We start from the raw sequence: 13,093 nt of genomic DNA, 5'->3' as shown, positions 1-13,093 counted from the left end.
AGCAATTGGAAACTTAGGATATGCAGCGCCATCTTGCTAGGGGGAACTCTGAGAAGTCGGGCGCAGTTTCTCAGGGCAGGGCGCTCAGCGGCGCGTTGGTTTGCCGCCACCACGCGGTGCGGCACCTTTTCCAGAGTTGCGGCCTGGACCGCGCCCGGAATCGCGCCCTGTGTCCCGGCTGGCGCCGCCACCTGCGGGTTTGCTGCCGGGTTTGCCGACTGGCTTGCCGCCGAATTTGCCCGCAGGCTTACCCCCGGGTCTGTCTGCGGAACGGTCAGTTGCCCGGCCTGCGGGTTTGCCCTTGCCAGCAAATTTGCCGTCTGGTTTTCCAGTGGAGCGGCCACCGGATCGCTCGCTGCCTTTGTCGCCCGGGCGATCTGATGCGCCGAAGGATCGCCCTGATGGGTTCCCACCCGGTTGTTTTCCGCCTGGCCTGCCGCCAGATTTGAAATCTGATTTCGCGCCGGGCGCTGTCCCAGGTTTGCCCGCGCCGGGGCGTCCACGCGCCGGGCGGGTCGGGCGTTTGGGCTTCTCGCCTGCCTCGGTCTCCGGCGTCTCCAGCCCCAGCTGATCGCGCACCACGCGGGGGCGCAGCTCTTCGACTTCGCCAGGTTTGAGGCTACCCAGCTGGAACGGACCGTAAGACAGCCGCAGCAGGCGGTTCACGGTAAATCCGATGTCTTCGATCGCACGGCGGATCTCGCGGTTTTTGCCCTCGCGCAGGCCAATGGTGAGCCATGCGTTGGCCCCCTGCTGCCGGTCCAGCGCAACGGTCATCGGCTGAAAGCGCTCCCCCTCGATCACCAGCCCCTGACGCAACGGTTCAAAATCGGTGTCTTTGGGGCGCCCGTTGATGCGCACGCGGTAGCGGCGCAGCCAACCGGTAGAGGGCAGCTCCAGCTGTCGCTTGATGCCGCCGTCATTGGTCAGCAGCAGCAGCCCTTCGGAGTTGAGGTCCAGCCGCCCCACGGTCATCACGCGCGGCATATCCTCAGGCAGTTCGTCAAAGATGGTCTTGCGGTCCAGCTCGTCACTGGTGGTGGTCACCAGGCCCGACGGCTTGTGATAGAGCCACAGCCGGGGTGGTTCCGGATCCTGCACAGGGGCGCCATCCACCGCAATCCGATCCTTCCCCAACACCACATTCAGCGCCGGGCTGTCGATGATCTTGCCGTTTACCGCAACGCGCCCTTCGGCGATCATCCGCTCGGCTTCGCGCCGCGAGGCGACGCCGGCCCGTGACAGGACCTTGGCAATGCGGTCGCCCTCGGGGCTGTCACCGGTCGCAGCTGTATCTGTCGGTTTCTTGCTGGCGCGGGCGGGTTTCGCCGCACCGGGGCGCTGGCCCCTGGGGGAAGATGGTGTTTTGCTCATACTGAGGCCATAGATCATTCCGCGCAGTTGCGAAAGCTCCCATTCTGGGGCAGTGAGGGGCTATGCCGTTTCGTTCTCACATGGATATCGCTCTTGCCGAAGCCCGCGCCGCCGCCGCGCGCGGGGAGGTGCCGGTGGGGGCCGTCCTGATCTCCCCAGCGGGACAGGTGGTCTCCCGGGCAGGCAATCGCACCCGGGAGTGGAGCGACCCGACCGCTCATGCCGAGGTGTTGGTGATCCGCGAGGCCTGCGCTGCCGCCGGGTCAGAGCGCCTCAACGGCCATGATCTTTATGTGACGCTGGAACCCTGCGCGATGTGCGCCGCCGCCATCGCCGCAGCCCGCATTCGCCGTGTCTACTACGGTGCGTCCGATCCCAAGTCCGGCGGCGTCGCGCATGGGGCTTGCGTGTTCTCGCATCCGCAGGCACATCACGCGCCAGAGGTCTATGAGGGCATCAGCGCAGAACCGGCTGAAACCCTGCTGAAGGCCTTCTTTGCTGCGCGCCGTTCGGCGGATGGTTGACCCGGCTGCTGTGCTGCCCATAGCCTAATAGTCCGGTCGCGCCGCAGGAGGGCAGAGAGATATGAGCAAGGATTTTCTAGCCCCTGACGGGCAGTTGCGCTGTGGCTGGGCCGGATCCGTTCCGGAGTTTCTGCCCTATCATGATCACGAATGGGGCTATCCGGTGGCGGATGATCAGCGCCTGTTTGAGAAGATTTGTCTTGAGAGTTTTCAGTCAGGTCTGAGCTGGCGCACCATTCTGGCCAAACGCGAGAATTTCCGGGCCGCCTTTGCGGGGTTCGACTGGACCCGTGTCGCCCGGTTTGGCCCTCAGGACGTGGACCGCCTGTTGCAGGACGCAGGTATCATTCGCCACCGCGGCAAGATCGAGGCGGTGATCAACAACGCTCGTCGCGCAGAGGAAATGGTCGTCGCCGAAGGATCGCTTGCTGCGTTTTTCTGGCGGTATGAGCCAGGGTCGGACGAGCAGGTGCCGCCGCAGACCGCCTCCATCACGCCGCAGTCGATTGCGCTGTCAAAGGAGCTGAAAAAACGCGGCTGGAAATTCGTCGGACCCACCACCTGCTTTGCCTTCATGCAGGCGATGGGGTTGGTGAATGACCACGCAACAGACTGTATCTGCAGACAAAAAGCCGCCAAAGCCCGCGCCGCCTTCACCTCCCCCGCTGTGTAACAGGCGGGCTTAGGCCCTAACCCGCAGGTCATCTGATGCCCCCGCGACGCTTATAGCTTGATCGCCTCCAGCACCTGCGGTTCGATCACCGTCACCTCCGGCAGGGCATCCGCCAGTTTCTCGGCGCTCTGCTCCAGGACCGGGAAGGTGCGGTAGTGGCAGGGGATCAATGTCTTGAACTTGAAATACCGTTTCGCCGCATAGGCTGTCTGCGCCATATCCATGGTGAAATGGCCCCCAGCGCTCAGGATGCCGATGTCGGGTTTGTAGTAATCGCCGATCCAATCCATATCCGCCATCAACCCGGTATCGCCTGAGATATAGAGCGTTTTCCCTTCGCTCATCAGCATATACCCCACCTCGCTGCCCGCTGTTCGCAACCCATCCTGCGTCGCAAAAGTTGAGCTGTGAGAGGCCGGAACCATGGCGAGGTTCGGCCCGTCCAGATTAACGGTTCCGCCCTTGTTGAAGCCGATGGTGGTCACATCTTCGGTCTCGCCCCAGAGGCCCATCAGATCATATTGGCCCACAATCGGCACAGTCAGCCGCCGCGCCAGCGCCAGCACGTCAATGACATGGTCAAAATGGGCATGGGTCAGGATAATATGGGTGGCGCCTGCGATGGCGGCCTCGTGCTGATCGTCGCGCAGCATCGGATTGCCGGTCAGCCAGGGATCAACCAGCAGAACCTGTCCTGCGGTCTCGATGCGAAAACTGCCATGGCCCAGCCAGATGATCTCCATGTCCTAATACTCCCTCACTGCTGTTGCGATCCGGCCCGGTCGGGGCGTCGTCCTGCCTCAAGCCTATCGTGACGGAGGCAAAAATCCACAGGCTCAGGTGCCTTGGGGCCGAATTCCCGAGGCTTTCACGCGCCCGCAGGCTTGCGGCGGCGGCGGTGCGGCGGTAAATGCGTGCTAACACGAGATGAGGGTTTCCATGTCGATTGACCAAAGCACCGCCGCCAAAGTGGCCAAACTGGCCCGTATCAAGGTCGAAGAGGACGCGCTGCCCGCTCTGGCAGATGAGTTCAACACCATCCTCGGCTTTATCGAGCAGCTGAACGAGGTGGACGTCGAAGGCGTCGAGCCAATGACCTCCGTAACACCGCAGCGGCTGAAGCGCCGGGTGGATGAGGTCACGGATGGCAATCAGCAGGACAAGATCCTCGCCAATGCTCCCGATGCCCGCGAAGGCTTTTTCGCAGTGCCCAAGGTGGTTGAATAAGACATGACCGAACTGAACAAACTGACCCTGTCCGACGCTCGTGACGCATTGCGCAAGGGCGAAACCACCTCTGTCGAACTGACCGAGGCCTGCCTGAAAGCCATTGATGCCGCGGATGCGCTGAATGCCTTCGTGCACAAGACGCCCGAGATTGCGCTGGAACGCGCCAAGGCGGCGGACGCACGGATCAAGGCAGGCGACGCGCCTGCCATGTGCGGCCTGCCGATCGGCATCAAGGATCTGTTCTGTACCAAAGGCGTTGATAGCCAAGCGGCCTCCGGCATCCTGGAAGGCTTCAAGCCCGAGTATGAATCCACCGTCTCCCAGCAGTTGCAGGATTCTGGCGCAGTTATGCTGGGCAAGCTGAACATGGATGAATTCGCGATGGGTTCATCCAACGAGACATCCGTCTATGGCAACGCCGTCAGCCCTTGGCGGCGGGAGGGCGATGAGGCCCCGCTGACACCGGGCGGCTCCTCCGGTGGGTCGGCATCTGCCGTGGCGGCTGATCTGTGCCTCGCGGCAACTGGCACCGATACCGGCGGGTCGATTCGTCAGCCTGCGGCCTTCACCGGTATCACCGGCATCAAACCCACTTACGGGCGCTGCTCGCGCTGGGGTGTGGTGGCTTTTGCCTCTTCGCTTGATCAGGCCGGTCCGATGACCAAATCGGTGCGCGATGCGGCGATGATGCTTGAGGCGATGTGTGGTCACGACCCCAAGGACAGCACCAGCGCCGATCTGGCGGTGCCGAATTTCGAGGCAATGCTGACCGGTGACATCAAAGGCAAGAAAATCGGCATCCCGCGTGAATACCGCATGGATGGCATGCCTGCGGAGATCGAGAAACTCTGGTCCGAAGGGGCGGAGATGCTGCGCGCAGCAGGCGCCGAGATCGTCGATATTTCCCTGCCGCACACCAAATACGCGCTGCCTGCCTACTACGTGATTGCGCCGGCTGAGGCGTCATCGAACCTCGCACGCTACGACGGTGTGCGCTACGGTCAGCGCGCCACGCTGGAGGGCGGCGACGGCATCACTGAGATGTACGAGAAAACCCGCGCTGCGGGCTTCGGTCACGAAGTGCAGCGCCGTGTGATGGTGGGCACCTATGTGCTCTCTGCAGGTTTCTATGACGCCTATTACAACCGCGCCCGCAAGGTCCGTACCCTGATCAAGAGGGACTTCGAGGATGTTTTTGCGCAGGGTATCGACGCGATCCTGACGCCGGCCACGCCCTCTGCGGCTTTTGGTCTGGGCGAAATGATCGACGCGGATCCGGTGCAGATGTATCTGAACGACGTCTTCACCGTGACCGTGAACCTCGCCGGTCTGCCGGGGATTTCCGTGCCTGCTGGTGTCGACGCCAAAGGGCTGCCGCTGGGGCTGCAACTGATTGGCCGCCCTTGGGAAGAGGGCGATCTGCTGAATACAGCCTATGCACTGGAAGAGGCTGCCGGATTTGTGGCCAAGCCCGGGCATTGGTGGTAAACCCGGTTCTGATCTGAGCAGAACAAACAGGTGGTGATCATGCGTGCATTCCGGTCCATCCTTGCGACCAGCAGCCTTGTCCTGCTGGCCGCGTGCCAACCCCCGGTGCCCGACAGCGGGCCAGAGGCTGGGTTTGGCTCCAGCCCCTTCGACGGGGCGCCTGCGACCGGCACCACCATCAACGGCGATCCGCTGGTGCCACCGGCACGGGTCGCCAGCGAACCTCTGCCGCGCGCTGTGCAGCCCGCGCCCCGCGTGGCGGCGCGCACCAGTGGTGCGGGAACACTCGCATCCTCCGGCGGCAGCAGCGATGACATCGCGCGGGAGACCGCAGCGGCACTAGAGGCCGCACGCAGCAACTCCGGCACCGCCCCGATTGAGGCCAGCCCCTCCAATCCGGCACCGGCGCTTGCGGGCAATCCGCAGATTTCGGACGAGAATGACTTTGACGCGGTTGCCTCGCGTCAGAGCATAGAAAGCGACGCAGAGCGGCTGGCCCGTCAGCGCGCGCAATATCAGGTGGTGAGCCCGACTGCCGTGCCCACCCGCAGCGGCAGCCGTGATCCCAATATCGTTCGCTACGCGCTGAGCACCTCCAATCCGCGCGGGCAGCGCATCTATTCGCGCTCGGGCATCAATCTTGCGGCGCGCTCCTCGCGCAATTGCGCGGGCTTTGCGTCGCCAGAACTGGCCCAGATCGCCTTTCTTGCAGCAGGCGGGCCGAAGCGTGACCGTCAGGCACTCGATCCCGATGGCGATGGCTACGCTTGCGGTTGGGATCCAGCGCCTTATCGCCTCGCGGTGCAGAACTGACGCCGGGCGGCGTGGCGTGAACGAGGTTCCGAGCAATCCTGAGGAGGGCAAGGCCGCCATCTGGCATCCGAGCCCCAATTTCAATGCGCGCCGGAATGGGCTGAAGCCACAGCTGGTCGTCCTGCACTACACCGCAATGGAGCAGGCGGAGGCGGCTCTGGCACGGCTCTGTGACCCGCAATACGAAGTCTCCGCCCATTACCTGATCGGCGCTGACGGAACGCTGTGGCAGATGGTGCGCGAAGCGGATCGCGCCTGGCATGCAGGTGCAGGTGAATGGTGCGGGCATGGCGATATCAATTCACGTTCCATTGGGATCGAACTCGACAATCGGGGGGATCACCCCTTTTCTGCGCAGCAGATGGCGCGATTGGAGACGCTCTTGCCCGCCATCCTGCAACGTTGGGAAATCTCGCCGACAGGGGTGATCGGTCACTCCTGCATGGCGCCCGGCCGCAAATACGATCCCGGTCCGCGCTTCGATTGGGCGCGTTTGGCGCGGCAACGACTGGCAGCACCTGTCCCGAGGGTCACCGCCGCTGCTCCACCCATTCCGCAGGAGCCACGGGCGCGGGCGGAGCTCTTTCGCGCTCTCGCGCAGGCGCGCGGCTTCACCGCAGATGTTGACGACGCCACGCTGCTGCAGGCGGTGCGTCTCAGGTTTCGGCCCGGACAACGCGGACCGTTGAGCGATGCGGATATACAACTGCTTCTGCCTGGCAATCGCTAAAGGTATCCTCACGCGCCGCCCATTTTCTGGCGAAAATATCCTGAGGTGAATTGCCCCCGACCCTGAGGGGGCGAAAGGGGCAACGCCCCATCTCCGTTCTTGCGGGGCACAATCTGCTTGACGCCGGGCGCGGTTGTTCCTAGGCGATCAGGGCGCAGAGGGCTGGATGGCCGCGGGAGGCCGCAAGGCATCACGAGGAAAGTCCGGACTCTACAAAACGACGGTGCCGGGTAACGCCCGGGCAGAGCGATCTGACGGAGAGCGCCACAGAAAACAGACCGCCCGCACGCGCCTGCCTGTCAGGCGATCCCGTGTGGGTAAGGGTGAAACGGTGGGGTAAGAGCCCACCGCGCCGCTGGCAACAGGGGCGGCATGGCAAGCCCCACCGGGAGCAATGCCAAATAGGACCCCCGCGCGGGCCGGTCGGCGTCAGCCGATAGCGCCGCTAGGCATGTTTTGGCCAAGAGGGGTCGGGTTGGCAGCTGGAGGTGCGCAGCAATGTGCATCCTAGATGAATGGTCGTCGAAGGGGCCTTGGCCCCGGAACAAAATCCGGCTTATAGGCCCTCTGCGCAAAATATCCCGGCGAACCCTCTTGACTCGCAGGGTGGTGCAGGTAAAAGCGCACGCTCATATAGGAATTTACCGAGAGGCCCCTGCCTTTTCGGACGCAGGAGAATACCATGGCGAAGCCGACCACAATCAAGATCCGCCTGAACTCGACCGCGGGCACGGGCCACTTCTACGTGACCAAGAAAAACGCACGCACCATGACCGAGAAAATGGTTGTGCGTAAGTACGACCCGGTCGTGCGCAAGCACGTTGAATACAAAGAAGGCAAAATTAAATAAGCCTCTTGATGTCGCGCAGCCGCTGGCCGCGATATCGCCCCGATATTCGGGACAGTAGATAAGAAGGGTCGCACATCTGTGCGGCCCTTTTTTCTTGGCGCAGAAGATCTTGCGCGACGCGCCATAAATTTTATGAAAATCCGGTAAATGAAATCCCGGCCTGTGGGGGGCTTTGGCCTGAAAATGCCACATTTCCCCGCGACAAGTGATCCCGGGATGTGGGTGAGAGAGTGGCGCCGAGGTGCCTCGCCGGAAGTGCAAGGTCTCAGGCGGTCACAGCACCACAGGTCGGCTCGGGGGAGCGACCAGAGCAGGAGGCAGCGGTGGGGCTGCCTCCTGTTTTTTTATGGGGCGCAGCGCGCGTCCTTGGTGGCTGTCAGAGCGGCCGGAGATACCTGTGTCAGCCGCGCCACTCGGCCATGATCATGACCGGCTCCATTCCCATACGCGCCATCAGTGCGGCGGAGGCGCTGTTGAACGGCGCATATGTAGTGGCAACAACCTGGATGCCTTGGAGCGCCACAGCGCGTTTCAGATCCGCGATCAGCGCCGATCCCACGCCCATGCGCCGCCAGCTTTCTGATACGGCGATGTGGTGCAGCATCGCGCGGGTTTCAGCCCGGCGCACCGGCAGGGCAGGGCGGTGTTCAATCCCATAGATCATATAGCCCATCACGCTGCCCTGCGGACTGACCGCAGCGCGGGCGGTCACGCTGCTCTCGCTCAGCCATTCTGCCAGCCAGCGGGTCAATGCGGCGGCGTCTGGGTCTGCCGGGTAGCGATCGGGCTGATGGGTCACGTGCAACGCATGCAGGTCCTGCAGCAGGGGGATCAGGCGGTGGGCGTCTGCGGGGGTAATATCGATCAGGTCCATGGGTGTCTCAAATACAGCGATGAAGAGAGGCCTGCAGGGCGGCAGCAGGTCGGCTGGGCAGGCAAAGAAAAAGGGCGGATCGTGATGATCCGCCCCGGTCGCGCTTAGGTCTGGAAGATGTCGCGTTATTCGCGGTTTCCAAGCAGCTGGAGCAGCATCATGAACATATTGATGAAGTCCAGATAGAGGCTCAGCGCGCCCATGATGGCAGATTTCGCCAGCCACTCCTGGTCGCCCATATGGGCGTGCTGCAGATACTCATTCTTGATCCGCTGGGTGTCATAGGCGGTGAGACCGGCAAAGATCAGCACGCCAACGAAGGAAATAACATTGGCCAGAACGGAGGAAGCGATGAAAATATTGGCAATCCCCAAAACGATCAGACCGATCAGACCCATGATCAGGAAGGCGCCCATGCCGGAAAGGTCCTTCTTGGTGGTGTAACCCACCAGCGACAGACCTGCAAAGGCGATAGAGGTGATCAGGAACACCTGCACGATGCTCTCGCCGGTGAACACCAGGAAGATCGAGCTGATGGACACCCCCATCACGGTGGCGAAAACATAGAACAGCAGCTGGACGCCAGCGGCCGACATGCGATTTGCCGCCGCACCGATGCCAAAGACAAAGGCCAGCGGGGCAAACATGACAACCCATTTCAGCGGCGAGGCATAAAGCGCATAGCCGATGCTGGTCAGATATTTGTCAGCGCTCAGCTGGGCTGCGGCGTTGGCCGGGTCCGTGGTGACCGCCAGGCCGGAAATGGCCCAGGCCGCCAGAAAAGTGATGAATGTGCCTACGGCCATGGTGCCGTAGACCTTGTTCATGTGGGCGCGCAGGCCCGCATCGATCTCCGCAGAGCGTGCGCCCGCTGTGGATCGGATGGTGTCAAACTGTGCCATGTATCATGGTCTCCGTCTTTAAACTCCCTCGCGCAGGTTCCCTGCTGCGTGCAGAGACCTGGCGTTCCTCGCAAATATCGGGTGAAGCGGGGCGCGGTTCAAGCCTGTAGATCGAAGTTTCGACGCAATTATCGACAAAAAGCGGCGGAAGGTGGGGCGCAGGGTGGGGTGGCCATCCTGAACTCGACATAAACCGGGCAAACACTCATCCGGGGTACATAGAAATATCAGCACGTCGCGGGATCAGGGGCGGCTCTTCAGAATGGGCTCCTTCAGCCCACGCAACGGAATATAGGGGCCGCGTAAGGCGTTGAACTGTCGGAACGCAGGGGCTTCACTTGGCGATTGGAGCGTATTCAGTCTGCTCTGAGAAATCTGCCGATATCATCGTCGGTGCGTGCAATCTTTCGTGCGTATCGGCACAGTTTCTGAGGATCGTCTGTGCTCACGCCGCTCATGGTCAACGTTATATGCCCCAACCGCGTCAGATTTTCTCTGTTTCCGTAGTAGAGGATACGCAGCAATCGCTGCTCGCGTAAACTATCACGCGCTACACCGATAGAGACGGCGTCGTGGCCTGAATAGGTCGTCACGCCTTTGCAGGTCTGGGCAATCAGTGATGACGCCATGTACTGGCCCCAGAATGCATCATACTTGTTTTGGGCTGTTGAGGCTGTCGTAGACGCGAAGAAGAGAAAAAAGGCGAGAGAGAAACGTCCAAAATACATGCGAAATCCACTGGCTGTATAACTTCCAAAAAGAGAATACCCAAGAATAGCATCCCCATCGCTTCGGCATCAATGAGATCTGTGGTGTGGCGCAGTTTCGCGATCACAGATCAGGGTAGAGGGAAACAGCCCGATTTTTACTCGAAGGGGTACCGACGTGGTGCGCCACCTTTGAGCAGCTGCATAGGTGAGCACGCTTCGCGCAGGTAATACGACGCAAAAAAAAGCCCGCAGTGCGGACCTTTTTTGTCTTACACCCTCTGCCGACGCGTTGGCGTTAGCGGGTCCAGTTGTTCGGGGCGTCCCAGATCGGACGGCGGGCTTCTGCCTCGGCGTCGCGTTGGCTGATGCCCATGTCCTCAAGCGCGGAGGGATCCAGCTGCGCCAGCATCCGGCGTTCGCGCCAGACGGCGAGGGCATGGGCCACGGTTGCCAGGATGGAACGGCGGGGGGCGCAGGAGGTGGAGCGCAGGCTGTTGTCCATATAGGTCATAATTTGCGTCCTTTTCTGGATCTATGATGGTGTGGTGCGTTGTTATCAATTCTGTTGATGTATATGGCGCAGTGTGATTGATATGAAAAACGAATGTTTATGATTTCAACTATCAAGGATTGTGATGATGCGGAATCTCGATATCACCACGCTGCGCTCCTTTGTTGCGGTTGCGGATAACGGCGGGGTAACCCGCGCCGCCGGCTTTCTGCATCTGACCCAGTCTGCGGTCTCTATGCAGCTCAAGCGACTTGAGGAGCTGCTGGGCCTGCAACTGCTGGATCGCTCTGGCCGGACAATTGCGCTGACCGCCTCCGGGGAGCAGCTGCTGGCCTATGCCCGGCGGATGGTGGCGCTGAATGATGAGGTGATCGGACGGCTCACCGATCAGGCCTATGAAGGCGAGATTGTCCTTGGGGTGCCGCATGACATTGTCTACCCGGCGATCCCGCAGGTGCTGCAGCGTTTCAATGCGTCGTTCCCGCGGGTGAAGGTGCAGCTGATCTCCAGTTTTACCCGCTCGCTGAAGGAGCAGTTCTCGCGCGGTGAATGCGATCTGATCCTGACCACGGAAACCACCACCTCGGAAAATGGTGAGACACTGGCCGAACGTCCGCTTTGCTGGATCGGGGCTCCCAACGGGTCTGCTTGGCGGCAGCGTCCGCTGAAACTGGCCTTTGGTCGGTACTGCACCTTCAGGCCCAAGGTGGTGGGCGCGCTGGATGCGGCGGGTATTTCCTGGGAGATGGTGGTGGAAACCGACAGTGACCGCACGATTGAGGCAACCGTCAGCGCCGATCTTGCGATTCATACGATGATTGAGGGGACCGAACCGCCGCATCTGGTGCAGATCGACCATGGCGGCAATCTGCCAGAGCTGCCGGTCCAACTGATCAATCTCTACGGGGCGGAGACCTCGGGCTCCCCCATGGTGAGCGAGCTGGCGTTTCTTGTGCGTAAGGCGTTTCAGAACATCAGTGCCCCGCTGGCTGCCGCGCAGACGCATTGGACCGCCGCCTGAGGTCTCACCTCAGACCAAGACCCGCGCCGCCCTTATTTGCGGTGCGGGTTCTCATTGCATGACATGACCTGGTGGCACGTGGGAGGGCTAAGCAGGACAGGGCTGCAGCCAGGCTGTCGTTAGTCCTGATCTGGTCGGATCATGATCACCACCTTGCCCGTGGCCTGCCTGCTGCGCAGCAGCTCCAGACCGTCAGCGACCTGATCCAGCGGCAGCCTATGGCTGATATGCGGACGCAACGAGCCGTCGCGGTACCACTGAAGCAACCGTTCGATTGCGCCGCGGACCACCGCGGGATGGCTCTTGAGGTAGCCGCCAAAGTAGAACCCGATCACGCTGAGGTTTTTGACCAGAAGGTGGTTCGCAGGGATCTGTGGCACCTCTCCGCCGGCGAAGCCGATGGGCAACAACCGTCCGCCGGGGTTGGTTGCGCGAAAGGCAGCGGTCCAGACCTCGCCGCCGATGGCCTCATAGACCACATCCGCGCCGCCCAGATCTTTGACCGATTGGCGCAGATCATCGCTGGCATCGATCAGATGGTCTGCACCAGCGGACTTGGCCACCGCCAGTTTCTCAGCGCCGCGGGCATGGGCAATCACCCGCGCGCCCAACCGCTTGCCGATCTCGACCGCCGTAAGCCCAACGCCCCCCGCGGCGCCGGTGACCAGCAGCGTCTCCCCCGGCTGGAGACGTGCGCAGTGATCAAGGGCCACAAGCCCGGTGCCATATGTGATCTGGAACGCTGCCGCATCGGCAAAGGACATCTCATCCGGGATGCGCGTAACCCGGTCGGCTGGGAAAACACCGACCTCGGCGAGGCCGCCCTGACCGGAAAAGACTGCAACCCGGTCGCCAACGGCCAACTCGTCCACATCTGCGCCAACAGCCTCGATCACTCCGGCCAGTTCCAACCCTGGCACAAACGGCAGGTCCGGCGTGTCCTGATATTTTCCACGCAGCAGAAGAAGATCTGCAAAGTTCAACCCACAGGCGTATATTGCAACTGCAACTTCCCCGATTTTGGGTGATCTAACGTCAACCTCTGCGATAGTTGGTGAAATGTCGAAGCTGCTAACACTGTAGGCGCGCATATCATTTTTCCATATCTGGCATGGGGTAAGGTGATTCTGGGTGGCAAAACCATGCCAGATTCGGCGTCAGATCACCTCACTATTTATGGGGAGGCGCGGAACATGTGTAAAACATGCAAAAAAGTGAAATAAAATTGGTGCATGAAATCATGCGTTTGACGCACGGGCGCTGATTGTGGCGAGAGTGACCGCTTGAATTCAACCGTTAAGGTCGTACACTCAACCCCAATGGGAGCGCCTTGTTCGTTTGTACAGGGACTTACGGGTTTTTTGGCAACATTGGTCTTGCGCGGTATTTGCCG

15 protein-coding genes and 1 other RNA gene are annotated in these 13,093 nt (G+C 61.4%); 9 read left to right on the top strand and 7 right to left on the bottom strand.

Translation table 11 applies throughout. The features are described 5' to 3' along the window. Positions 1-84 precede the first annotated feature (84 nt). A complete protein-coding gene (locus D1820_RS06470; RefSeq protein ID WP_118070068.1) occupies positions 85-1,374 on the bottom strand; it encodes a pseudouridine synthase in 1,290 nt (429 codons plus the stop codon). A 62-nt stretch (positions 1,375-1,436) separates the two neighbouring features. Here D1820_RS06470 and D1820_RS06465 point away from each other — a divergent pair, with 62 nt between their 5' ends. Then, on the top strand, positions 1,437-1,898 hold the full coding sequence (locus tag D1820_RS06465; RefSeq protein ID WP_118068273.1) for a nucleoside deaminase: 462 nt from the start codon (positions 1,437-1,439) through the stop codon (positions 1,896-1,898). A 61-nt stretch (positions 1,899-1,959) separates the two neighbouring features. Then, a complete protein-coding gene (locus D1820_RS06460) occupies positions 1,960-2,571 on the top strand; it encodes a DNA-3-methyladenine glycosylase I (protein ID WP_118068272.1) in 612 nt (203 codons plus the stop codon). Between the two features lie 50 nt (positions 2,572-2,621). Here the strand turns inward: D1820_RS06460 and D1820_RS06455 are convergent, their stop codons facing one another. Then, positions 2,622-3,314 (bottom strand): metal-dependent hydrolase, encoded by a 693-nt coding sequence (locus tag D1820_RS06455; protein WP_118068271.1) that lies wholly within the window; start codon positions 3,312-3,314, stop codon positions 2,622-2,624. Positions 3,315-3,510: 196 nt separating this feature from the next. Here D1820_RS06455 and gatC point away from each other — a divergent pair, with 196 nt between their 5' ends. From gatC to rpmG, 6 genes are all read left to right on the top strand, one after another. Continuing rightward, positions 3,511-3,798, top strand: coding sequence for an Asp-tRNA(Asn)/Glu-tRNA(Gln) amidotransferase subunit GatC (gene gatC / locus D1820_RS06450; RefSeq protein WP_008561736.1), 288 nt, complete (start codon positions 3,511-3,513; stop codon positions 3,796-3,798). Between the two features lie 3 nt (positions 3,799-3,801). Continuing rightward, positions 3,802-5,289 carry an Asp-tRNA(Asn)/Glu-tRNA(Gln) amidotransferase subunit GatA gene (gene gatA / locus D1820_RS06445; protein ID WP_118068270.1) on the top strand — a complete coding sequence of 496 codons (1,488 nt, stop codon included), beginning with the start codon at positions 3,802-3,804 and terminating at the stop codon, positions 5,287-5,289. Positions 5,290-5,328: 39 nt separating this feature from the next. Beyond that, on the top strand, positions 5,329-6,102 hold the full coding sequence (locus D1820_RS06440) for a hypothetical protein (RefSeq protein ID WP_040170834.1): 774 nt from the start codon (positions 5,329-5,331) through the stop codon (positions 6,100-6,102). Between the two features lie 16 nt (positions 6,103-6,118). Then, complete coding sequence (locus D1820_RS06435) at positions 6,119-6,832, top strand: N-acetylmuramoyl-L-alanine amidase (RefSeq protein ID WP_118068269.1); 714 nt, start codon at positions 6,119-6,121, stop codon at positions 6,830-6,832. Positions 6,833-6,986: 154 nt separating this feature from the next. Beyond that, positions 6,987-7,407: RNase P RNA component class A (gene rnpB, locus D1820_RS06430), an RNA gene on the top strand. 107 nt (positions 7,408-7,514) lie between these two features. Continuing rightward, positions 7,515-7,682, top strand: coding sequence for a 50S ribosomal protein L33 (gene rpmG, locus D1820_RS06425; RefSeq protein WP_007814563.1), 168 nt, complete (start codon positions 7,515-7,517; stop codon positions 7,680-7,682). A gap of 400 nt (positions 7,683-8,082) precedes the next feature. On the opposite strand, the gene D1820_RS06420 is transcribed toward rpmG, so the two are convergent. From D1820_RS06420 to D1820_RS06405, 4 genes are all read right to left on the bottom strand, one after another. Beyond that, positions 8,083-8,556, bottom strand: a complete 474-nt coding sequence (locus D1820_RS06420; RefSeq protein WP_118068268.1) for a GNAT family N-acetyltransferase — start codon at positions 8,554-8,556, stop codon at positions 8,083-8,085. Between the two features lie 125 nt (positions 8,557-8,681). After that, on the bottom strand, positions 8,682-9,458 hold the full coding sequence (locus D1820_RS06415; protein ID WP_096871745.1) for a Bax inhibitor-1/YccA family protein: 777 nt from the start codon (positions 9,456-9,458) through the stop codon (positions 8,682-8,684). A 356-nt stretch (positions 9,459-9,814) separates the two neighbouring features. Then, the gene (locus D1820_RS06410) at positions 9,815-10,186 is read right to left on the bottom strand and encodes a hypothetical protein (protein WP_096869081.1); all 372 of its coding nucleotides are present in this window, start codon (positions 10,184-10,186) and stop codon (positions 9,815-9,817) included. A 277-nt stretch (positions 10,187-10,463) separates the two neighbouring features. After that, positions 10,464-10,679, bottom strand: a complete 216-nt coding sequence (locus tag D1820_RS06405; protein WP_096869080.1) for a DUF1127 domain-containing protein — start codon at positions 10,677-10,679, stop codon at positions 10,464-10,466. A gap of 127 nt (positions 10,680-10,806) precedes the next feature. Between D1820_RS06405 and D1820_RS06400 the strand changes: the two genes are divergently transcribed. Next, the gene (locus tag D1820_RS06400) at positions 10,807-11,700 is read left to right on the top strand and encodes a LysR family transcriptional regulator (protein ID WP_040170835.1); all 894 of its coding nucleotides are present in this window, start codon (positions 10,807-10,809) and stop codon (positions 11,698-11,700) included. 119 nt (positions 11,701-11,819) lie between these two features. Here the strand turns inward: D1820_RS06400 and D1820_RS06395 are convergent, their stop codons facing one another. Continuing rightward, a complete protein-coding gene (locus tag D1820_RS06395; protein WP_118068267.1) occupies positions 11,820-12,791 on the bottom strand; it encodes an NADPH:quinone oxidoreductase family protein in 972 nt (323 codons plus the stop codon). Between the last annotated feature and the right edge of the window lie 302 nt (positions 12,792-13,093).

It is taken from the genome of Phaeobacter sp. LSS9, assembly GCF_003443595.1.
GTDB lineage: Bacteria > Pseudomonadota > Alphaproteobacteria > Rhodobacterales > Rhodobacteraceae > Phaeobacter > Phaeobacter piscinae.
The sequence above is the reverse complement of the archived record's forward strand: the minus strand, read 5'-3'. Positions and strand labels throughout refer to the sequence as shown.